This window comes from Streptomyces sp. NPDC001270 (assembly GCF_042896695.1).
Lineage (GTDB): Bacteria > Actinomycetota > Actinomycetes > Streptomycetales > Streptomycetaceae > Streptomyces.
The window spans coordinates 384,893-407,086 of the sequence record NZ_JBIAXM010000005.1 but is presented as its reverse complement, the minus strand read 5'-3'; the positions used below and the strand labels follow the sequence as shown (position 1 = coordinate 407,086).

Annotated in this window: 13 protein-coding genes and 2 pseudogenes; 10 read left to right on the top strand and 5 right to left on the bottom strand. The window is 72.0% G+C overall.

All coding sequences use genetic code 11. The features are described 5' to 3' along the window. Window positions 1–113: 113 nt before the first annotated feature. The 8 genes and pseudogenes from ACFY2B_RS11725 to ACFY2B_RS11690 all read left to right on the top strand — a co-directional run. Window positions 114–689: pseudogene (locus tag ACFY2B_RS11725) on the top strand (MFS transporter); the annotation flags it as partial. Window positions 690–1,028: 339 nt separating this feature from the next. Beyond that, a complete protein-coding gene (locus ACFY2B_RS11720) occupies window positions 1,029–1,421 on the top strand; it encodes a hypothetical protein (RefSeq protein ID WP_390762974.1) in 393 nt (130 codons plus the stop codon). 129 nt (window positions 1,422–1,550) lie between these two features. Continuing rightward, window positions 1,551–2,045, top strand: a complete 495-nt coding sequence (gene grpE / locus ACFY2B_RS11715; RefSeq protein ID WP_390762961.1) for a nucleotide exchange factor GrpE — start codon at window positions 1,551–1,553, stop codon at window positions 2,043–2,045. Between the two features lie 108 nt (window positions 2,046–2,153). After that, window positions 2,154–3,728 (top strand): Hsp70 family protein, encoded by a 1,575-nt coding sequence (locus tag ACFY2B_RS11710; protein WP_390762960.1) that lies wholly within the window; start codon window positions 2,154–2,156, stop codon window positions 3,726–3,728. 28 nt (window positions 3,729–3,756) lie between these two features. Continuing rightward, window positions 3,757–6,384 carry a hypothetical protein gene (locus ACFY2B_RS11705; protein WP_390762959.1) on the top strand — a complete coding sequence of 876 codons (2,628 nt, stop codon included), beginning with the start codon at window positions 3,757–3,759 and terminating at the stop codon, window positions 6,382–6,384. A gap of 5 nt (window positions 6,385–6,389) precedes the next feature. After that, window positions 6,390–7,481 (top strand): hypothetical protein, encoded by a 1,092-nt coding sequence (locus tag ACFY2B_RS11700; protein WP_390762958.1) that lies wholly within the window; start codon window positions 6,390–6,392, stop codon window positions 7,479–7,481. Window positions 7,482–7,486: 5 nt separating this feature from the next. Next, complete coding sequence (locus ACFY2B_RS11695) at window positions 7,487–8,920, top strand: hypothetical protein (protein WP_390762957.1); 1,434 nt, start codon at window positions 7,487–7,489, stop codon at window positions 8,918–8,920. A gap of 3 nt (window positions 8,921–8,923) precedes the next feature. Continuing rightward, entirely contained in the window at window positions 8,924–11,173 is a 2,250-nt protein-coding gene (locus ACFY2B_RS11690) for a hypothetical protein (protein ID WP_390762956.1), read from the top strand. A gap of 38 nt (window positions 11,174–11,211) precedes the next feature. Here ACFY2B_RS11690 and ACFY2B_RS11685 read toward each other — a convergent pair whose 3' ends face one another. Continuing rightward, window positions 11,212–12,126 carry a hypothetical protein gene (locus ACFY2B_RS11685; RefSeq protein WP_390762955.1) on the bottom strand — a complete coding sequence of 305 codons (915 nt, stop codon included), beginning with the start codon at window positions 12,124–12,126 and terminating at the stop codon, window positions 11,212–11,214. 1,753 nt (window positions 12,127–13,879) lie between these two features. Between ACFY2B_RS11685 and ACFY2B_RS11680 the strand changes: the two genes are divergently transcribed. After that, window positions 13,880–14,623, top strand: a complete 744-nt coding sequence (locus ACFY2B_RS11680) for a hypothetical protein (RefSeq protein ID WP_390762954.1) — start codon at window positions 13,880–13,882, stop codon at window positions 14,621–14,623. 5 nt (window positions 14,624–14,628) lie between these two features. Here ACFY2B_RS11680 and ACFY2B_RS11675 read toward each other — a convergent pair whose 3' ends face one another. Continuing rightward, window positions 14,629–17,220, bottom strand: a complete 2,592-nt coding sequence (locus ACFY2B_RS11675) for an NACHT domain-containing protein (protein WP_390762953.1) — start codon at window positions 17,218–17,220, stop codon at window positions 14,629–14,631. A gap of 261 nt (window positions 17,221–17,481) precedes the next feature. Between ACFY2B_RS11675 and ACFY2B_RS11670 the strand changes: the two are divergent. Continuing rightward, a pseudogene (locus tag ACFY2B_RS11670) lies at window positions 17,482–17,715 on the top strand (thymidine kinase); the annotation flags it as partial. A 529-nt stretch (window positions 17,716–18,244) separates the two neighbouring features. Here ACFY2B_RS11670 and ACFY2B_RS11665 read toward each other — a convergent pair. The 3 genes from ACFY2B_RS11665 to ACFY2B_RS11655 all read right to left on the bottom strand — a co-directional run bounded on the left by ACFY2B_RS11665 (window position 18,245) and on the right by ACFY2B_RS11655 (window position 21,999). Continuing rightward, entirely contained in the window at window positions 18,245–18,487 is a 243-nt protein-coding gene (locus tag ACFY2B_RS11665) for a DUF5302 domain-containing protein (protein WP_390762952.1), read from the bottom strand. A 225-nt stretch (window positions 18,488–18,712) separates the two neighbouring features. Further along, complete coding sequence (locus tag ACFY2B_RS11660; protein WP_390762951.1) at window positions 18,713–20,128, bottom strand: DEAD/DEAH box helicase; 1,416 nt, start codon at window positions 20,126–20,128, stop codon at window positions 18,713–18,715. 737 nt (window positions 20,129–20,865) lie between these two features. Next, on the bottom strand, window positions 20,866–21,999 hold the full coding sequence (locus ACFY2B_RS11655; protein WP_390762950.1) for a hypothetical protein: 1,134 nt from the start codon (window positions 21,997–21,999) through the stop codon (window positions 20,866–20,868). Between the last annotated feature and the right edge of the window lie 195 nt (window positions 22,000–22,194).

The window sequence follows — 22,194 nt, the reverse complement described above, 5'->3', positions numbered from 1 at the left end:
CGGCACTCCCCCAAGCTCTTCGAGCAGGGGGACCCCCAGAGCACGCACCGAACGCCGCTCCTTGACGGGCAAACGTTGCCTGCCGAGGCACTAGACCTGACGCTGCTGTGCACAGTCGACCGTTCTGGCTGCTCGCAGCAGCCTTCGCCCTATCCGCCTTCGCGATGTACGCAGTCGTCATCGCTCTCGTCCCCCTCCTCCTGGAACGCGGCTACACCAGCACCCAGGCAGCCTGGGCCCTCGGTCTGGGGGGCGCCGGACAAACTCTCGGCCGCACCCTCTACGCCGGACTCGCCCGCTGCACCACCGCGGCGGCCCGAACGACCGTGCTGATCGCCCTCGGTGGCCTCACCACCGCTGCCTTCACCCTCGTACCCGGTCCGTACATCCTCATCGTCGCCGCTTCACTCGCGGCCGGCATGGTCCGCGGCAACCTCACCCTCCTCCAGGCCACTGCCATCACCGACCGCTGGGGCACTCACCACTACGGCCGTCTCTCGGGAATCCTCGCCGCCCCAGCCACCCTAACCGCCGCCATCGCCCCGTTCGCCGGTACCGCCATCGCCGCTCCCCTCGGTGGCTACACCCACCTCTTCCTCCTTCTCGCGGGCATCTCCCTTGCTGCCGCCTTCGCTGGACCTTGGACGAATTCAAACAGCGTCAACCACAGTGCGATGCACTCCAGCTGACGTCCGGCATGGCGTAGATGATGCCCTCGGTATTGCCTTCTGCAACGTCCGCAGACCGGGGGCGGCGCTGTACCGAGGCGTCCGAGCAGTGTGAAGGGGCCCATGCCAGGCAGATCGTGTCGTCGAGTCGCTGCACCGAACACCCTTCCCTTGTGTTCCGTCTGTCTCACAGGTCAGAGACCGCTGATCCTGCAGCACAGCAAACCTGCGAATCAACTCCGCGTAGCAGAGCCAGACCTGGAGTGTGGCTATCGATGCCGTGGCGCTGTCCTGGCACCGGATCCGCACCAGGGTCGGATCGTGCCCTACGCTCGACCTACGACCTGTGCGTTGGAGAAGGTGGAGGGCATCGTGGTCCCGATTGCACCTGAACTGCTCATGGCCCTTGCCAGCGGTACCGCGGGTGCGGCCGGGGAGCAGATCTGGACGTCCCTGCGAAACCTGGTCAGGCGACGGCCGGACCAAGCGCCTTACGACGAGGGCGAGTTGACGGCCCTCGCCGAGGCGCCCGACAGCACGGAGCGGGCTACGGAGCTCGCGGAGGCACTGGCTCTGCGCGCCCGGCAGGACCCCGCGTTCGCGGAGGCGCTCGCGGTCTGGCGGCGGGAGGCCGAGGCGCTGGAGGGCACGCGGACCGGCGCGGGCGACGTACGCAACGTGGTCTCCGGGGGCACTCAGAGCACCGTCATCCAGACGCGGGACGTTCACGGTTCCATCAACCTCGGTGGCTGACGAGGCCGTGCACGGCCGGTCGGCGGCGCGGGAGAGGGCCGCGTGAGCCGGACGACTCGGCCGCGCCGGCCCGGCACCCGATCGTGGCACTGCTGACGTGCCGTCCCCCGTTGGTCTACTGTGAGTGCCGTGTCGGAACGTGACGAACCCTGTGCGCTGGCACGCGAGTTCACCGCGGCACTCGCTCGTCAGCAACAGCTCGCCGAGCGCCGCGAGGAGATCGTCACCAGGCTGCACGATGAGGTCGAGCGACTGCGCCGGGGCGAGATGGAAACGGCGCTCGACCTGGTGCGCCACTCCCTGATCCGGCTGCACGACCAGATCCTGCGCCAGGCCGGGAACGTCACCGCCCCGCTCGGCGTCGACGAACTGCGGTCCCTGCTGACCGCGCTGGCCGACGAGGCGGCGGACACCGTGGCCAGGACCGGCGTCGAGCGGTATGTCCCCGGGCCCGGCCAGGCGTTCGACATGGCGTTGCAGCGTCCGGTGGGCCGCGCCGCCGCCGAAGGGCCCGAGGCGGACCGGACGGTGGCGCGCGTCGTGGCAGCCGGATTCGTGCAGGGGGAGCGGGTCGTGCGCAAGGCCGACGTCGTGGTTTCCCGTTGGGAACCGGATGCCCCATGAACTTCCTCTCTCTCAGCGGGACATGAAGGACATGCCCTGCAAGGACAACTGGCGGGACAACAGACGGGGCGGACGTGACGCGCGGGCGTCCCGGTGGCGGGAGACCGTATGGCCGTGTACGGCATCGACCTTGGAACCACCTATTCGTGCATCGCACGGATCGACGAGGTCGGCAGACCGACCGTGCTGCGCAACCTCGAAGGGACGGACACCACACCGTCCGTCGTCTACTTCGAGAGCGCCGACAGCGTCGTCGTGGGGCAGAGCGCGAAGGACGCCACCGTCCTCGACCCCGAGCACGTGGTGCAGCTCATCAAGCGGGACATGGGCGATGTGGTGCCGCGCGAGTTCCACGGCCGCACCTACATGCCCGAGGAGATCTCCGCCCGCATCCTGCGCAAACTCGTCGAGGACGCCAAGGCCGCCGGCGGTGAGGAGGTCCGTGACGCGGTGATCAGCGTGCCCGCCTACTTCGGGCTCGCCGAACGGGACGCCACCCGCAAGGCCGGCGAGATCGCCGGGCTGCGCGTCCTCGACGTGGTCGCCGAGCCCATCGCGGCCGCGCTCGATTACAGCGCGCTGGAAGGAGACGAGGAGCGCGCGGATCGGGCCATCCTCGTGTACGACCTGGGCGGCGGTACCTTCGACACGACTGTCCTCACCCTGCGCGGACGGGAGCTGACCGTGCTCTGCACGGACGGCGCGAAGGAACTGGGCGGCAGCGACTTCGACGACCGTGTCGTCGTGCACCTGGTGGAGCGGTTCCGCGAGCGCTTCCCGGACGTCGACGACCCGCTGTCCGACCCGCAGTCCGAGACACAGCTGCGCAAGGACGCCGAAGAAGCGAAGAAGGCGCTGTCCTTCCGCGAGCGCTACACCGTCCGCGTCATGCACCAGGGCAGGGTCGAAACGGTGGAGCTGACCCGGGGACTGGTCGAGGAGCTGACCCGCGACCTGCTCGACCGCACCGTCGACATTACCCGCCGCACTGTCGAACTGGCTGCGGAGCGGGGCGTGCCGTCCTTCGACGAGGTGCTGCTCGTCGGCGGCGCCACCAAGATGCCCGCCGTCGCCGCCGCCCTGCGCACCCAGTTCGGCTTCGAGCCCAGGCTGCACAACCCGGACCTCGCGGTGGCCCGCGGCGCCGCGCTCTACGCCCTCGACCGGGCCACGTACATCCTCGCCAGCGGCGACCTCCCCGCCGGGCAGGCACCGGACGTCCCGGAGACCGGCCTCACCCGCCGCCCCTACGACATCTCCACCGTCGCCTCGCGCGGTTACGGCATCCAGGTCACGGACATCGACAGCGGCCGGGAGTACGTCACCCACCTCGTGCACGCCAACGACACCCTGCCGGCGTCGGTGACCGACGACTTCTACACCCTGCGCGACGGCCAGCGCCGGGTCCGGATCCAGGTCATGGAGCAGGCGGGCGCCGTGGAGTCGGAGGAACTGGAGCACAACGCCCCGGTTGCGGAAGGGACGTTGAAGATCCCGCCCGGCAAGCCCGCGCGCTGGCCCTTCCAATGCGTCTTCACGCTCGACACCTCCGGACTCCTCACCGTCGTCGCCACCGAGCGGGAGTCCCGCGAACAGATCGAGATCTCCATCCAGATCGGAGGGCTGTCCCAGGAGGCGGTCGACGAGGCCCGGGTCGCGATGAGCCGCCAGCGGATCGGCTGAGCGCGGGCAGGACGGGGGGAAGCAGGCCGTGGTCTTCGACGAGTCACGCTACCGGCGCGAGGTGCTCGACGCCGGGTTGCCCGTGACCGAGGATCTGCGCACGCGCTACCAGTTGCCGCAGCACATCGACGGGCCCGCCGTCGCCGAGGCGGTCACCGCGGTCCGCGTCTGCTGGCGCCGCAGTCGGGCTCGGCTCAAGTACCGGCCGGTCATCGAGCAGTTGGAAGCCGGGTACCTCAGCCACCGGCCGCTCCTGGACGCGGCCGCGGCCGGGGACCCGGGACGACTGCAAGCCGCCCTCGAGGCACACAGCCGACGCGCGGAATCCGAGCGGGCCCGGCTGCGCGCCGCTCTGCAGGAGGCCACGGGCGGGCTCGGCATGCTCGCCGAGCGCACAGTCGCGGAGATCGCCGCCGCCCACCGGGTCGGGGAGGACCGGGTGAGAGACCTGCTGCCCGCCCTCGGGCTGCGCCTCGCCGAACCCGACCCGCTGCCGCGGACGGTTCCGCACCCTTCGTACGCGCGCTGCGCCCGCCAACTGGAGGTGCTGGGACTCAGGCACCTCGGCGACTTCCTCGCGACCGGCAGGCCCGGCGGGCGGACCGAGCAGCCCGTGCGCGTCTTCGACCGGCCCCCGGTCGGTGCGCCGGTCGTCGAGGCAGCGGCGCGCCGCTGGGGCCGGCTGCCGCACGGCGCCGCGCACACAGCCGCCCAGGCCGTGATCGCGGCCGTCCGCGGCGTGCTGAGCGACCAGGGGCCGGAGGGGCTCGCCCAGATCCTGCGCCATGAACTGGCGACCCCGCTGCGGACGCGGCACGCCGCCCGCGCGACGCCGTCGACGCTCCTGCGATACGCAGTGGACGAGCTGGCCGTCGCCGAGGAGGACGCGCGGCGACTGGTGTTCGCGGTGCTGCACGAGGCAGCCGGGGATCCGTTCCTGGAGCGGGTGCGCCGGCTGGCCGCGGAAGGGCGGCTCGCCGAGGCGGCGGCCGTGGCGGACCGGTTGCCGCCGGGCTCGCTCGCCGAGGACGTACAGCGACTGGCCGAGCATGTGCGCGAGAAGCTGGCCGAGGCACGCGGGGCCGTGGAGCAGGCGCGCCGACTGCCGCCGGCCGACGCGGACCGGGCCTGGGACCTGCTGGACCAGGCGGAGGCGGCAGTCCGCGACCTGCCGGTGATCGACGCTGTGCGACAAGGGCTCGCGGTCCGTTCGGTGTCCGGCCTCACCGCGACCCGGGACAGCGCGGGCGTCACCGTCCGCTGGCGGCCCTCGCCGTCCACGCGGGGCGAGCCCGAGTACGTACTGCTGCGCAGTGAGCGGCGCCCGCCCCGCGACGCGGCCGACGGCACCGTGCTGCCGCTGACCGAGCCGCGTGCCACCTCGTACCTCGACGGCAGCCCCCCTGCCTGCATCCCGCTGTACTACGCGGTCGCCGTGCGCCGGGCCGCCGAACCCGGCAGCGCCCCCTCGCCGCTCATGGTGGCGGGGCCCGTCGTGCACTGGCCCGAGGTCGCCGGCGTCCGCCTGCGCGCCGAGGACCGTCAGATCGTCGCCGACTGGACCTGCCCCGACGGCGCGCACCGCGTAGAGGTCGTCCGCACCGCGCCGGGTGGTGAGACCGTGACGGTGGCCGCCCGCCGCGACGGCTTCACCGATGACGGGGTCTCGAACGCGACGACGTACGGCTATTGCATCCGAGTCGTCTACCGCACCGACGACGGACCGCCCGTGCGCACGGAGGGCGTCCGGCGCACCGCCACGCCGCTCGCGCCGCCCGAGCCGGTCACCGACCTGGACATCCGTCTCGTCGACGGCCGCCTCCTGGCTCGCCTCGACCCGCTGCCGGACGGCGAGGTGCGCCTCTACGGGTTCGACGACGCGCCTCCGTGGCCGGCCGGCACCCGGCTGCGCACGACCGAACTCCCCGGGCGGCCGATCGTCGCGGAGCCCGCCCCGGAGGGGCTGCGGTTCGCGCCGCCGAGCCGGCTCACCCTGGTGGTCGCGGTCACGGTCGCCGGGGAACATGCCGTCGTCGGCGCACATGCGGCGGCCGCCGCGCCCGTACTGGGCAGTCTCACGTTCACCCGGCACGGCGGCACGGGTGTGACCGTCGTCTTCGACTGGCCGCCGGGCAGCGGCGACGAGGTCGAGGTCGTCTGGCGGAGCACCGGCGTGGCGGACGGCCGGCGACGCATCGTCACCCGGGCCGCCTACCGGCACGAGGCGGGCGTGCGGCTGCCGGTCGCCGACGGCGCCGGGGTGTACGTCGAGGTGCGGCCGATCGCCTTGCTCGGCGGACTGGCCGCCTACGGCGAGCCGAGCACGGCGGCACTGCCACCGCGCATCGAGGTCGACTATCGCCTGGAGCGGCACGGCCTGCCCGGACGCCGCACGGTCACCGCCGTGTTCACGGCACGCGCCACCGTACGAGCCGAGCGACTGCTGCTGGTCCGCTCGCGCGGCCCGGTAAGGCCGCTGGAGCCCACCGACGGGGAGGTCCTGGCGGCGGCCACCGACGTGACGCTCGGCCCGGGACACGACGTCCGGCTGTCGGCGCGCCTGGCCCGCGGCCCGAGCGGCGGGCTGCGCTGCTTCGCCGTGGGCGAGTCGCTCGTACTGCGTGACCCGCCGCTGCACACGCTCAAGGTCTCCTGAGGGGAGTGGACGTGCGAATGCCGTGGCGCCGCAGCTGGGTGTGCCCGCTCTGCTTCCGGAGCATCTCCCGGGCACAGATCGCGTATGTCTGCGCGAGCGGCGCCGGCTGCGCGGAGGACCGGGTCCTCGCGTCCGCCGACCCGCGGGCCGGTTCTGCGGTGTGCGGTACCTGCGGCCGTACCACCACCCGGCTGCGCTGCACCGCCTGCACGGGCCGGCTGCCAGAGGGTTATCTGCGTGTCCCCGGAAAGCTGGTGGCGCTCGCCGGACCGGTCAGCTCCGGCAAGAGCACCTACATCGGCGTCCTCGTGCACGAGCTGCTGCACCGCCTCGGAGCCGAACTCGACGCGGCTCTGCTGCCCTGCGACGACGACACGATGGCCGACTACCACGAGCGGTACGAACGGCACCTGTACGAGGAGCAGCACACCGTCCCCAAGACCGCGGAGCACGACGCCGGCCGCCCCCTGGTGCACCGGCTCAGCCGCACCCGGCGGGGCCGTTTCGGGCGCACCCGCCGACGGGTGCTGACCCTCGTCTTCCTCGACACGGCGGGCGAGCACTTCGCGTCGCGCGACCGTATGGAGAACCAGCTGCGCTACTTCGCCGCGGCCGACGCCGTGGTCGTTCTCGTCGACCCGCAGGACCTGCCCGGCGCACCGGTGAAGGACGGTGACGGGGTGCCGGGCAGATCGGGCGACGTACTGGCCCGGGTGCTGGGCCACCTGGGCGGCGGCAAGGTGGCCGTGCCGGTCGCGGTCGCCCTCACCAAGGCCGACCTCCTGTGGCCGCACCTGCCGGACAACTCCCCGCTGCACCGCACCCGCCGCCCCGGCCCCGTCTTCGACGCCGACGACCGAGCCGCCGTCCATGCCGAAGTGCAGGCCCTGCTGCGACGCTGGCAGGAACACCAACTCGACGCGCGGCTCCAGCAGTTCTGCACCGATTACCAGCTGTTCGCGCTGTCCACGCTGGGCACCGCGCCCCGGCAGGGCGGTGACCTCGGACTCGGCGGCGTGGTACGGCCGCACCGTGTGGAGGATCCCCTCATGTGGCTGCTGCACCGCTTCGGCGCCCTCGACCGGGGACAGGGGTGACACGCATGGCCGGACAGGCGCACTACACGTCCGCCCCGCCCTCGGCGGACGCACCCCACGGCGGCTTCCGCTTCACCGCGGTCTCCCCGGCCGCCCGCCCCGCACTCGACGTCCTGCGGGTGCTGACGGGGTACGCGCGGCCGCCGGGCACGGACCGGCACGACCACTTCCCCGTGGCGTTCGCCTACGACCGGCCGGACGTCGACATGGCCGTGCTGACCCGGACCTGCTTCACCGGCCAGGACTACAGCGGTCGCTGGGGCAACCACTTCTGCCACGTCCTGTGCGCCACCCCCGGTGAACTCGCGGGCCTGCGCCCAGTCGAGCTCTGGGACACCCCGCAGTGGGCTCCGTCGCCCGAACCCGGCGACGGCCACGCCCTGCCCGACCTCGCCGAACTCGTCCCCGGCAGCGCCGTCGGACCCGACCGCGTGGGCCGCCTGCTGGCCGGCAGCGGCGACCCCGGCGTCCGCCTCCTGGAACGACTGCTCACCGCGGCTCTGCAGGCGCTGGTCGGCGAGGGCCCCGGCGCGACCCTGGTCTCAGCGGACACGGACCGTGTCGTCGGCTGGATCGCCGCCGTCTCGTACACCCTGCCCGCGAGCCTGGCGGCCGAGCTGACGTTCACCACGTACACCGCTCGGCCGGAGGACGACCACCGCCATCTGATCGGGACGCGGCAGGAGACCGGGAAGCGGACACCGGGCCCGGTGTTCGACCTCGACCGACTGACCGCGGACGGCTGTCCGGAGCCCGATCCGATGGCACGCTTCCTCGCGGACGCGTTGGGGAACGGGCGCCTCGACATCCTGGACACCGTGGCGGAGGTGTGGGACGCGGGACCCGCGGACGGCGTCGAGGCGGACGTACGGCGGCTGCGGACCGGGTGCGCGTTGCTCGCGCCGGACGGCGATGCGGGGGCTTTCGGCGGAGAGGACTCCGGGCTTGCGGGTTTCGTACGCGCTGTCGTGGAACTGCGGCCCCAGGTGGGCCTGACGTCCGAGCACCTCAGGAGAGCCGTCGCGCGTCATCTCGCCCGGGGGAGGGCACCCCTCGGCGAGGTACGGGCCGTGCTCGCTCCGTTGCCCGACTCCTGCCGGCCGGCCGTCCTCGCCGGGGTGTTCGCCGCCCTCGAAGCCTCCGCCGATCTACGGACCGCCGCCCTGGACGCACAGGCGTGCGCGTCCCTCGTCTCCCTCGCGGACGAAGCTCCGGACGTGCTCGCCAGTGCCCCCGGCACCGCACTGCACGTCCTGCGCCGGGCTTCCGCGGAACCAGCGTCGGCCGCGCTGCGGATCCTGCGGCTGTTCCGGCAAGGGCTCTGGGAGGAGAAGGAGGTTTATGCGGCGCTGCGTGATCTGGTGCGGACCGAGCAGCCGGAACCGGAGCGGGCGTCACTGCTGCCGTGGCGACGCGGGGCGGCCCGGCAGAAGGAGTGAGCCGTGTCCAATCCCGTGATTCTGCTGCTGGCGATCATCCTGCTGGTCGTCTTGATCGTCGGCCAAGGCGTCGTCATCACCCTGCCCAAGCTGATGTGGGCTCAACTGAACACCGTCTGGCGGACCTTCGGCCGGGCACCGCACACCGCACCCGACCCGGATGGCGAGCCGGCCATGCCTGCCTACGTCCGGGGCGTCGCCGCACGCGACCTGCGCGCGACCTGGTGGGACGGACTCGATCGGCACGAACGGCCGGTGAGCGAGGCCGACCGCTTCGTGGCCGAACTGGTCCGGGACGCGTTCCGCGGGCCACGACGGGGCGGAAGCGAGGGACAGGGCTGCATGATGCTTCTGCTGCGCCCGCCCTTCCTGCTCACGACCGTCTTCGTCGTACTGACCGCGACGGCGTTCAGCCTCCTTCCGCTCCTGCTCACGCTGCTGGCGTGGGCGGTGTGCTGCGCGCTGTGGGCCCTGTGGTGGGCGGTGTGGGCGGCGGTCGCGCGGGCGGGGCGCGCGCTGCGCGGCAGGCCGGCGCCCTGCCCGTACCCGGGCTGTGGACGCGTCGTCCACCGCCCGGTCAGGCAGTGCCCGACATGCCGGGCCGGGCACCGGCAGCTGGTGCCCAACCGGTACGGCGCCTTCCGCCACCGCTGCCGCTGCGGCACCCGGCTGCCCGCCGTGCTCGGAGTGCGCCGCCTGGACGCGTGCTGTCCGCACTGCGGGAAGGCGCTGCCCGCCGGTTACGAACGGGCACGGGTCGTCGTGCTCGTCGGGGGCTCGACCACACAGCGCGCCGCAGTGCACCGGCAGGCACTGGCCGAGCTGGGCGCCACACCCGGAGCCGAGCCGCCGCTCGTACGCACCGGCAGGACGCCCCTGCTCTGGTACGACCCGCCTGGTGACGCGTACGGCAGTCAGGGTTCGGCCGCCGGTCTCGAGGTGGTGCGCCGGGCCCGCGGACTGCTGCTGATGGTGGACGACCCTGCCGCGCACAGCGCCGACGTACACGCCGTGACCCGGGTTCTGCACGTCGTGGCGGGACTGCCCGCGCGCCGCCGTCCGCGCCGGCTGGCTCTGCTGTACACCCGAGTCCTGCGGGGCGACGGCGCCGGAGTGCGGGCGCGGCTGGACGCGGCCGGCGGCGGTCACCTGCTGCGCGCGCTCGATGCCACGGGCATTCCGGTGCGCTGCCTTCCGGCCGCCGAGCTCGCGGGGACGCTGCGGTGGCTCGCCGGTACGGCCGGCACCGCAGGCTCCGGGGAGACCATGGCGCCGCCGCCCGCGCGCCGACCGGAGAACCCGACGCTCCGCCCGGCCCGGTACCACGCCGCTCGCCGCACTCTGCTCCTCACCCATCTCGCCGGATACCTGGCCCTGCCGGTCGCCCTGGTCCTGCTGGCGACGGGCGCGCTGCCCTCGCAGGCCCTCTTCGGAGTGCCCGGGAGATACGACAAGTGGCGGCGTCCGCTGGCCGATTCCGTCCACCAGGTCGACCTCACCGCGGCCGCCACCCGGGACTGGCCGAAGCTCAGCGAGAGTTACTCGGCACCGGGGCATCCGGCGTCCGCCGCTCTGCCGGGACACGCGGGTTACTGGTCGGTCAAGGCTTCGCCGGAGAAGGACAACTGGCTGAGGCTCGACTTCGGGATGCCGTTGCCGCTGAGCGAGGTCTCGGTGGACTTCGATCCGGACAGCATCACGTCGTGGGCCCCGGGAGTCGACGTGGAGGGCCAGAACGGCGCCCAGACGTACTGGCTCACCAACGCCCACCCCCACCGGCAGAAGCAGGGCGCCTACCTCACGAAGACGTACGGCTACGACGATTCCGTCCCACGGACCGTCGACTCCATCCGTATCGGCCTGAACTCCGACCTCGACGGCAAGACCAGTGACGAGCAGCGGCTTCGGCTGCGCGAGTTCAACGTGCGCTGGCGCAGCTCCGACGCCCTGCGCCTGCACCCGGCGGCCGACGGCCGGCTGGCCATCGAGAACGCCACCGCACGCGACCTCGCCATCACCGTACGGCCGCCCCTGCTGCCCGCGGGCTGGCGGGCGACCCTCGTCGGACGGCCGCCCCGGACACTCGCGGCACACGGCATGTACGAGGCACGCTGGCGGATCACGGCTCCCCGGGGGACCACGGGGCGTTCTCCCATCGCCTACGCCGTCGACGCCGGCGAGAACGGGCAGACTGTGACGGCCCGCTGCCTGGCCCTCCTCACGGCCGCCCTGGACGCCGAACCGCTCTGCTGAGCCTTTCCGCTCTGCTCATCGGTGCCCGAACGGCCGGCTCAGGACTCCGTCGGTTTCCCATGCAGGCGTACCGTGCTCAGGATCTTCATGATCGTCGAGTCCGCCAGCTCGTCCTTGACGCCTGTGGCGCCGACGAGGCTCCATGCGACGAAGCCGCCCGCGGAGTTCTTGAAGCCGAACGTGACGGCCTTGCCGTCGCTCGCGCACCTGCCTTTCTGAGGCGTGTTCCTGGACCGGGCCCACGCGATGCTGCCCTTGACGCCGGACCTGGTCGTGTACGGCTGCGCCGTCCTCTCGCGGACGATGCTCTTCCTGTCCGGCTGCGTATAACCGCCGTACACCCACAGGTCCGCCAGGCTCAGGGCGGCTTCTGCGGTGCTATTCGAGCCCTTTGAGCCCTTGGTGCCCGCCATCGCCAGACCGGTGCTGTCCATGCGCCCGTCCTTGTCGTCGTCGGACAGGCACCAGTTCTCCCGGAGGACCGCGGGAGCGCTCATGACGACGATGGTCTTGCCCCAGTTGTCGGGGTTGCTGTAATCGACCGTGCTGTCGTCGAAGCCAATCAGCATGCCCGGTGGCTTGACGTCCCAGTCCGGCGGTACATCGAAGGCCGTTCCCCACTTGGGGTTGACGACGACCTTCCAGCCCGGGACGGTCGGCCGCTCGGTCGCGGTGCCGTGCGGCTCGGGGGACGCCGGCGCCGAGGCTGTCGCGCTCTTCGAGGCAGTCGTCGGCGCTTTGGTGGTTCCGCCGCCTCCGGTGCGGTCGTCCTGGGCGCCGCCCAGGAGCAGGAAGCCGCTCAGGCCGACGGCTGCGACCACGGTCGTGGCCGCAGCGACTGCGACCGCCTTCGCCCGGTTTCCGCCGCCGGGCGGCTGCGGCCGCAGCGGCCGTTGGTACGGGTCCTGGCTGTGAAGGTCCCGCTCGTTACCGGGCGGTTGTCCTGACCACATGCCTGACAACCATAGTCCGGAGTCTTCCCACGGGTGCCGTCCCAGCGGTCGGGAAAGAGCCGGCGGCCCCGTCGGCAGACCGGTCACGGGCCTTGGTGAACCGCACGCAAGCAGTGCACGCCGACAGAGCCTGTTCACGCTACGGTTGTCCGGAGCCGTGCGCCACGGCTCGGGCCCTCGCGGGCGCGTGGGTGAGCGGGCGCCTCGACCCGGTGGCCGTACGGGAGCCGGCGCGGGCGGAGGGCGCGGCTGCCGGAGTGGCGGGGCGGGCTCGTGCGGGGGAGGGAGTGAGCCGTGCTGAACCCACTCGAACTGCTCCTGGGTATCGTCGTGCTGGTGGTTCTGACCGTCGGCCACAGCGTCCTGGTGATCCTGCCCCGCCTCGTGTGGACCCCGCTGCGCGCCGTGTGGCGGACGTTCGGCCGGGCCCCGCACGTGGTGCCCGAACCCGGCGGAGAACCGGCCGTCCCTGTCTACGTCCGCAGCATCGCGCCGAGAGACCTGCGTGCTGCCTGGTGGGACGGTCTCGTCGGGCAGCGACACCCGGTGGGCGAGGCCGACCGGTTCCTGAGGCCCGACGTGCTCAGGGGACGGGGCTGCATACTGCTCTTCCTGCGCCCGGCCTTCCTGCTCGCAACCGTCGCCGTCGTACTGACCGCGACGGTCCTGAGCATCCTTCCCCTGCTGTTCTCCCTCCTGTTCTGGGCGTTGTGCGGTGCGCTGTGGACGCTGTGGTGGGCGGTGTGGGCCGTACTCGCGGGGGTGGGCAGGGCACGGCGCGGGCCCGCGCCGTGCCCGCACACAGGTTGCGGGCGCGTCATCGACCGTCCGATGCGGCTGTGCTTCACCTGCGGCGTCGCACACCACCGGCTGGTACCCGACCGGTACGGCGCCCTGTACCGCCGCTGCCGGTGCGGCACCCGCCTCCCCGCCGTGATCGGCGTCCGCCGCCTGGCCGCACGCTGCCCACACTGCGCGAAACCGCTGCCCGCCGGATACGACCGGGCGCGGGTCGTGGTGCTCGTCGGCAGCCCGGCCGCACAGCGCGGCGGCGTGTACCGGCAGGGACTGGCCGAACTGGGTGCGACGCCCGGGAGCGAGCCGCCGCTCGTGCGCGCGGGCGGGCGGTCCCTGCTCCTGTTCGACCCGCCTGGGGACGCGTACGGCAGCCAGGAGTCGGTCGCCGTACTGGACGTCCTGCACCAGGCCGACGGACTGCTGCTGGTGGTGGACGACCCCGCCGCGCACAGCGCCGCCGCGCACGCCGTCACCCGGGTCCTGCACGTCGTGGCAGCCCTGCCCGCGCGCCACCGTCCGCGCCGTCTCGCGCTGCTGCACACCCGTGCCGCACGGGGCGATGACACCGCCGTCCGCGCCGGGCTGGAGGCGGCCGGCGGCGGCCATCTGCTGCGCGGCCTGGACGCCACCGGCATCCCGCTGCGCTGTGTCCCCGCCTCGGTTCTCGCGGGAACGCTGTGGTGGCTGGCCGGCGATGGATGGCTCCCGGGCCCCGGCGCGAGCATCACGCCACCGCCCGTGCGCCGTCCCGAGAACGCCCCGCTCCGCTTCCCCCGGCACCGCGTCGCCCGCCGCACCCTGCTGCTCACCCACCTCGCCGGATACCTGGTGTTACCACTGGTCCTGGTCCTCCTGGTGGTGGACGAGCTACCGTCGGGACGCCGTCTTCGGCGTGCCCGGCGCGTACGACAAGTGGCGGCATCCGCTGCGGGGTTCGGTCCGTCAAGTCGACCTCATGGCCGCCACCACCCGGGACTGGCCCAAGCTCGGCGCCGGTTATTCGGCTCCGGGGCACCCGCCCTCCGCGGTGCTCCCGGGCCACACGGGGTACTGGTCGATCAAGGGCTCTCCGCGAGACTACAACTGGCTGCGCGTGGACTTCGGTCTTCCGCTGCCGCTGAGCGAGGTCACGGTGGACTTCGACCCGGACAGTGTCAAGCGGTTCTTCCCACCGAGCCTCAGCGTGGACGGCCAGGTCGGCGCCCGCACGGTCCCAGCTCCGTTCGAATACGCTCATTACAAGGACGAGGACGGTCAGTTCAGCGGCCTGGACTTCCCCTTCGCCAAGGCCGTCAACTCCCTTCGCATCGGCATCAGCCCTTTGGTCGAGGGCGGCGACGAAAAGCAGTTCCGCATGCGCGAGTTGAACATCCGCTGGATCAGCTCGGACGCGCTGCGCCTGCACCCGGCGGACGGCGGCCGGCTCGGCATCGAGAACGCCACGGGGCGCTCTCTCGCCATCGACGTGCGGGCACCGCTGCTGCCCGCGGGCTGGCACGCCACCCTCGTCGGGCACCCGCCCCGGGTGCTCGGGGCGCACGACACGTACGAGGCCCGCTGGCGGATCACGGCGCCGCGGGGGACCCCGGGCCGGGCTCCGATCGCGTACGCGGTCGATGCCACCGAGGACGGTCACACGGTCACGTCACGCTGCCTGGCCCTGCTCACGGCGGCCGGCCGGACCCGGCCGCTCTGCTGACCGCATTACGGCCGCCAGCGTGGGCCTGCGAAGTCCTCCAGCGCCGCGGCGAGTTGGGGACCGACCTGCGGGGTCGTACCGAGCGACAGGACGAAGTACCAGCCTTCGCCCATCCGGGAGCGGCGTGGCGGGCGCGGAGCTGTGGGCAGCAGACGTACCTGGAGCGCGTAGAAGCGCATGTCCCGGCCCCGGATGACGGCGCGGCGCGCGGTGATCTCCTCGATACCGTGCCACGCGTACGAGCGGCGTCTGCGCCCGATCACCGAGGTGATCGCGTCCGGAGTCAGCTCCAGCTCCACCGGCCGGCGCGGCAGGAGGAAGCCGACCACGGTGACCAGAACACCGACGAACGGCCAGAACACCACGAGCAGCCAGTTCACGGGCTCCTGCCATTGGCCGCTCACGGTGAAGCGGACGAGGAAGACGCCGGTGATGGGTCCCACCGCCGCCCAGTGCGCCAGCGGCAGCCTCCGGGACCGGCCACGGACGTGGTAGTTGCCCGCGGTCCGTTCCACGGTGAAGTCGCGGGAGTCCGCGAGTACGGGTACGCGCGGCTTCACGAAGACGGGCACGGCGCTTCCCCGCTGCTGAGCGCGGTGGGCGGCGAGATGCTCCTGGAGCCGCCGGTTACGGAAGCGGTAAGTGCCCCCGGACAACTGCAACAGGCCCGCCGTACGGGCGTCCCCGAGGAACCTCATCAGCGACCAGGGCACCCGTCCGGCCGCAGCCAGCGAGCACTTGGCGAGGATCCAGCGGCTCCACGGACTGAGCAGCACGAACATCGCCGAGGCGCCCGCCCAGGCGGCGATGGCCGGCCACCAGCTGCCCGACCCCTGTGCGTCGAACGCGGAGTCCGCCCCGGCACCGAGGCCGATCAGCGGGGCCACCAGCGTCAGCGTGGTGACGAGCGCGGCCTGTTCGCCGCGTAGGAGTTCGCCGGGGGTGGCGGCGTCGACGGTGTCGGCGGGAGCCGCGTACACGACCATGAGCAGCGCGGGCAGCACACCGCCGATCCCGAGTGTGATCAGAAGGAAGTCAGGCGTCGCGAAGACGTACAGGACGAGGAGCAGGACGACCAGGGCGGGCCCGCCGGCGAGTGCCGCGAGGCGCGCCCGCGGGCCGACCCGCGCATGCCGGTCCACGGAGCGCAGGGCATGGATGAACAACAGCGGATTCACGCTGCGGCGTGGCTCGGCGAGCCGCTGGCCGAACCAGCCATAGGTCACGGTCCGCGCGACGGCGGCGAAGATGACGCCGCCCGTCACGTCGTACGTCACGCCGAGATCGCCCAGCGGATCGCTCTCGGCGTAGCCGGACATGAGCGCCCTGGTACCGACGGAGATCAGAATGCCGGCTGTGAGGAGCGCGGGCAGCGCCATCAGCCGGGGCAGCGGCGCCGCGTACAGCCGCCACCAGGCCAGCTCGGACTCCTCGCGGCGGCTCAGCAGCAGCGCGAGGTACGACAGCCAGGCGCCGGCCCGATCGGCCTCCCAGGCACGGGGCGGGTGCAGGCGGCCGGGGTCGGGCGGCCGGGCCGGAAACGCGGCGGGCACGATGCGATCGAGCAGATGTGCCTCGACCGCGTCCCGCTCCGGAAACCGCTTCCGGTCCGCCAACTCACCGGGATCGGCCGGATGTCGCTCGTACGCGCGACGCACCAGCCACACCATCAGCGGACTGGTCAGAGCCCACGCGACCGGCGCGGAGGGTTCCTTCCGAAGGGACTCCAGCAGAGGGGCCCAAGCAGCGGCGCGAGCCCGGGGCCGGGCCTGTCGCAGGTATTCCGCCACCTCGTCGGGGCGCAGCGGCAGCGATTCGATGACCGTGGCGTGCCGCAGCCCTTTGCCCTCCTGGTCGAGGTCGGCGTATTCGGCCGTGCGGGAGACCAGTACGACGTCCCCTTGACTGCCGAGGCCGGCGTTGAGGGCGTCGAGGACCTCGGCGCGGCGGTGCCCGGGCAGTTCGTCGAGGCCGTCGAGGACGGGCAGGACACGCCGCTCCCGTACGAGCCGACCGGCGGGATGGACGCCGTCCACGGGCGGCAGACCAGGGTGGTCCTGCCGCAGCCGGTCCACGAGCCACTCGGTCAGCGGCTGTCGCCGGGTGTCCCAGGACTCCAGCGACAGCACGAGCGGGATCGGCACGTCGTCCTCGCCCTGTGTGAGCCGCCGGGCCAGGAGTTCGAGGGTGAGCAGGACGGAGAGCACGGTCTTGCCGGACCCGGCGTTGCCCAGCACGACCAGCCGCCGTCGGGGCTGGAGCCTGAGGAAGGTCCCGGCGATGGTGTCGGCCCCGGAGCCCACGGGCACGTAGTCCCCTGCGGACGCGACTCGTCGGCTGGGCGTCCAGCGCACTGGCAGTGGCTCGGGATCGGTCATGTCCCATGCGTCGGCCTCGGCACGCCACCGGAACAGGAGACTCCGTGCGAGCCTGCGCTCGGCCGCGGCCAGCGGAGCGTCGTCATCGGGAGGCGGGCTCTCCATGCGCAGCGTCAGATTGAGATCGCCTTCGAGGATCCCGATCTGGATCAGATAATCGGCTGTGCAGTCGACCGCGGTGTTGGTGATGTGCGGCCCACCGCCGGAGTCCCTCGTCATGTATGTCTGCCCCCGTTGTCGGCCTTCCCACTGTACTCATCCGCCCTCGGCCGGGGCCCAGGAGCACATGCTCCGGTCCGGCCGGGCCCGCCGCGAACACGGCGCCGCGCCAGGGGACTTCAGCTGCCGCTCAGAATTCCGCTCGGGTCCCCGTGGCGGCGTAATGTGCCGAGGATCTTCATGATCGTCAGGTCCGGGAGCTCGCGTCAGGGAGGGGATTCCACCCCATGTGGTGAGTGGTCAAGTAAAAGGACACTCGCTCTGCAGCGAATCCACAATCGGTCGGCAAGGGGTCTGCAGGGCGTGATATTCACGCGCGATGACCGGGCGGGGGAGGGGAAACTGTCTTCGCGGCTCGGTCTGGTGACGGAGGCTGTCGAGGCGGCGCCGGAGATGGATCTGTACGCCTACGTCGTGGGTCGTATGTCGCAGGGCGACAAGGTCGACTATCTGATGGTGGATGAGGCGCAGTTCCTGGCGCCGGAGCAGATCGATTTGCCCCCGATTGAGCCTCGAACCTGTCTGCCGCGCCGTGGCGGCGGCCATGGCGACTACGCGGCCGCTGAGCCGCCGGTCCGACGCCCGCACGCTGGAAGCGACCTGTGCGTGGTCTGGACCGGTGCCTGGCTGGCCGAGTACGTCACGCTACGGCAGCCCGCCGACCTGGACAAGCCCTATCTGGACCTGCGGCTCCGCGTGCCCGCAGCCGCCGCGTGCCCGGCCGCGCGCACGGTGACTCTCGCCGACGGAACCGAACTTGCCGGCGACGTCCTGATGTTGGGCTGCAAACCGAGCGGCACGGACAACGCCAAGTCCGCCGCGGCGACGCCATCGACCCGCGCCGACCGCGGCTGGGCCCGTTTCCACAGGCGGAGGCTGTCGGCTATGACCTCACCGGCAACCGGCAACCGGCAACCGGCAACCGGCAACCGGGTATGCGCACGTCCCGGGCCTCGATACAGGGCGCGAGTTCGTGGCGCCCAGGGGGTGTGTTGTAGGGCGCCAGATCGCGGAACTGATCGACTCAGCCGCCGCTCTTGCGCCGGAAGGACCGCTGACTCGCAGCCGGGCCGTTCGCCCTGCGGACCTTCGACGCATCGACGTTCGCAGCGAGGTCAGCGGCGTCCGCCTGCGCACCGCGCTTGCGCGCCAGGGCCTCCCGGAACTTGCGCTTCAGGTCGTAGTGGCCGTCGCTGTCGGGTTCCAGAGCGGACGTCTCGGGGTCGGTCGGCTCCGAACCTTCTGTGGATGCTGACTCTGCGGTCATGGTGACCTCCTGGGTTCGGGCAGTGGGAAGCACAGCTTGTCATGCCGGGCGCAGTGCGGGGTGCCGGCAGCATCATCTCGGCTCCGGCTACGGTGGGTATCGCCTCGCGGCCGGGCACACCACGTGGGCGTTCATCTCGTGGGTGTACGCACGGGAGGCTTTCGGGCCGGGCTGGAGATTCTCCATTTCGTGGTCGGACGTATTCGATTATCAGGGCAGCGGCTCTCAGCCGCCGCGGCGCACCAGGGCTGCCTTGCGGGCCTCGGCGAGCTTGCGGGCCTCGGCGGCCTTTCGGGACTTGCCGCCGGCGCCGCGGGAGGTGTCCTTGCTGGTGCCCAGGCCGCGGAAGGGAGCGTGGGTGTTTTTGGGCCGGGGTGCGGCGGGTCCGCCGTCGAGGGGGGTGCCGGAGGGGGCTTTGGCCCCGGTGATCCGGCTCAGCTCCGCCTCGCCCGAGCGCACCTTGGTGATGGTCGGCTCGATGCCGGCCTCTGCCAGCAGTCGGCTCAGCTCGCGGCGCTGATCCGCCAGTACCAGCGTGACGACGCTGCCGGAGTCACCGGCTCGGGCGGTGCGGCCGGCGCGGTGCACATAGTCCTTGGGGTCGGTGGGCGGGTCGACGTTGACCACGAGATCGAGGTCGTCGACGTGCAGGCCACGGGCCGCGACATTGGTCGCCACCAGCACGGTGAGCTGGCCGTTCTTGAACTGTGCCAGGGTCCGTGTGCGTTGCGGCTGGGACTTGCCGCTGTGCAGGGCCGTGGCGTGCACCCCGTTGGCCCGCAGATGCCGGGTGAGCTGGTCGACGGCGTGCTTGGTGTCCAGGAACAGCAGTACGCGGCCGTCGCGGGCGGCGATCTCTGTCGTGACGGCGTACCGGTCGGGGCCGTGGACGACCAGAATATGGTGGTCCATCGTGGTGACCGAGCCCGCGGACGGGTCGACCGAGTGGACGACGGGGTCGTGGAGGTAGCGGCGGACCAGCTGGTCGACGTCGCGGTCCAGGGTGGCCGAGAACAGCATCCGCTGACCGTCGGGGCGTACCTGGTCGAGCACCTCGGTGACTTGCGGCAGGAAGCCCATGTCGCACATCTGGTCGGCCTCGTCGAGGACGGTGATCCGTACTCGTCCCAGGCGGCAGGCCCTGCGCTTGATGAGGTCGTGCAGACGGCCGGGGGTGGCGACGACGACCTCGGCCCCGTCGCGCAGCGCAGCGGCCTGCCGGCCGATCGACATGCCGCCGACGACCGTGGCCATCCGCAGCCGGAGCGCGTCGGCGTACGGCGCAAGTGCTTCGGTGACCTGTTGGGCCAGCTCTCGGGTGGGCACCAGGATCAGAGCGAGGGGCTGCTTCGGATCCGCGTGCCGCCCGGCCGTCCGTGCGAGCAGAGGCAGGCCGAAAGCGAGCGTCTTGCCCGATCCGGTGCGTCCGCGCCCAAGGATGTCGCGTCCCGCGAGGGCGTTGGGCAGCGTGGCTGCTTGGATCGGGAAGGGCTCGCGCACACCGAGTTCGCTGAGTGTTCGCAGCACCTCGGTCGGCAGTTCCAGGCTCGCGAAGGAAGCGACCGGGGGCGCTGTTGGGGCAGTGGCCATGCGCGGGGCGTGATCGCTGTGCGGGGTGCCGGGGTGGTCAGGGTGATTCATGAAGAGCCTTCCCCATGCGAACGTACCGAGGAAGGCCCGGTAGGAATGAGCGGTCGATGAACAAGAGGAACCGGACAGGCAGGATCGCCAACCGTCACGAGCACGCAAAAGCATGAGGGTAACACAAGGTGGCAGCCCCGCGTCCTGAGATCGCGGCCCGGCAGCGCCGGCCTCAGTCGGCCGTCCGCCCGCTGCTTCCCCCGGCTGCCGGCCCCTGCGGGATCGCGCCCCCGATGGCCGTCTTGACGTCTCTTCCAGAAGGCCGATCGAGATCTTCTCGCCGGATCCGCGCACGGTGAGCGGTGGCTGGCCGGGCTGAGGGGCCCCGCACATCCTTGTTGTTGCGCCTTCCGCGAGTTCGGCCGGTGTCTCGGGACGCCGGTGTGCCCGGGAGAAGCCGGGTGGCATGACGAATGCAGAGCGCGCGCAGGAGATACCGTCGTCGCGGCGCGGTAGATGCGGACCACCGCCCTCTGTTCATGTCCGGTACGTCGTTGGAGACGGGCCGGAGGCTGCGCAGCTGCGACGGCGTCAACTGGATGTGATCCGCGCCGTCCTGACGTTCCTTGCGGATCAGGGGCAGGCTGCTTGCCGCCCCGGAGACGGCGAGGATCGAAGGTGTGGTGACCGTGGAGGGCCAGCGTTCGACAAGCTCGTGCATGTTTCGGGCGTTCACGCTGCCTCCCTGAGGTACGGAGGGTGCCGCTCGGCCCGATCGGTGCCAGGGCGGAGGGGACCTATCGGAGGCCGCGGCGGTCAAGGCGGTGGATGAGGCCGGGACGGCGCCGGTAGTCCTCGCGCAGGTTGATGAGGCGCTGTCGGAAGTCAGCGCTCCGTCCAGTGTGGGCGTACGCGTCGCGTAGTTCAGCGAGCAGGGTGACCGCCTGGTCGTAGGCGTTGGTCTTCTTGGTGGTGATGTGCGCCTCGATCTGCCGCCAGGCGGATTCGGCCTCGCTCGCGAGGGTGGTCAGGCGCTGGGCGCGGGTTGCGGCTCGTTCGTGTTCGGCGCGCTGTCGGCGCTCGGTGCGTCGTGTGTGGGCGGCGTCCAGGAGCTGGGCGGCGGAGCGGTGCCCGGGGAAGGTGGCGGGGGCGGCGGTGGTGCCGTGCAGGCGGTGCAGGAGTTCGGTGCGCAACCGGGGTTCCGGGCCGAGGGCGAGCCGTAGCAGCAGAGCGTCCTTCTCCTTCCGTGGCAGGGCGGCGATGAGCGGAGCGAGTTCCTTCTTCGTGGGCCTGGCCGACGTCTTGGGCGTCGCGGGACTGGCCTGCGCCGCGACCGCCAGCAGATCGCCGTCCACGCGCAGGAAGTCCGCGAGCGCGCGCTGTGCGGCGGTCAGCTCGCCGAGCCCGGCCGGGACGGGCGGTTCCGGGCAGGTCTGGTATTCCTCTTCGCTGTCGTCTTCGAGTTCCCAGGCGGCGAGCGCGGAGAGCCAGGCGAGGTAGAGGGGGCGCAGGTCGCCGGTGGCGAGTTCGTCGCGTACGCCGATGAGGGCGGCCAGTGAGTCGTCGGCGCCCTCGATCCAGTCGCCGCCCTCGTCCTCGCTGGTCAGGCCGAGCAGGAGGTGGGTGCGGGTGGTCCACGCGTCGACTTGGTGGTCCAGGCAGTACGGCTTCACCGTGGGCAGGGCCAGGGCCTGTTGGGACAGGCGGAGCAGCAGCCGGTGGGTGCCCCAGTTGGTGACATACAGGTGGGCGTCGAAGTAGCGCTCGACCATGCGGCGCGGATCGGCACTGAGGTCACCCCAGTTGTAGGTATTGGTGAAGCTCGTGGCGGTGATCCGGGCCCGGGTGGAGATGGCCCGCAGTTGTTCCTGCTCCTCGGGACTGAGCGGACGGTCGAGGGCCTGGAACTCGTAATACTGGTACTCGCTCACACGGCGGACCCTATCGCCACCGCAGGTGGGCCGGGACGCGGACGGGCCACGGCAGCGGAGCCGACCGGACACCGCACTCTGACGCCGTAGGGTGAGCCGGGGCGAACTGCAGCGGGGGAGGCGCGGGCTGTGGCGGTGCCGGGCGATGGAACACGATGTGAGGACGGAGCTCGCGGCCGTGCTGCAGTTGGCCGC

Bases quoted from the DNA above. Each gene is read 5' to 3' on its own strand.
- ACFY2B_RS11680 (WP_390762954.1), top strand. From the start codon at position 13,880: ATGGCCGCCACCACCCGGGACTGGCCCAAGCTCGGCGCCGGTTATTCG.
- ACFY2B_RS11710 (WP_390762960.1), top strand. From the start codon at position 2,154: ATGGCCGTGTACGGCATCGACCTTGGAACCACCTATTCGTGCATCGCA.
- ACFY2B_RS11695 (WP_390762957.1), top strand. From the start codon at position 7,487: ATGGCCGGACAGGCGCACTACACGTCCGCCCCGCCCTCGGCGGACGCA.
- ACFY2B_RS11685 (WP_390762955.1), bottom strand. From the start codon at position 12,126: ATGTGGTCAGGACAACCGCCCGGTAACGAGCGGGACCTTCACAGCCAG.
- ACFY2B_RS11675 (WP_390762953.1), bottom strand. From the start codon at position 17,220: ATGACGAGGGACTCCGGCGGTGGGCCGCACATCACCAACACCGCGGTC.
- ACFY2B_RS11660 (WP_390762951.1), bottom strand. From the start codon at position 20,128: ATGAATCACCCTGACCACCCCGGCACCCCGCACAGCGATCACGCCCCG.
- ACFY2B_RS11665 (WP_390762952.1), bottom strand. From the start codon at position 18,487: ATGACCGCAGAGTCAGCATCCACAGAAGGTTCGGAGCCGACCGACCCC.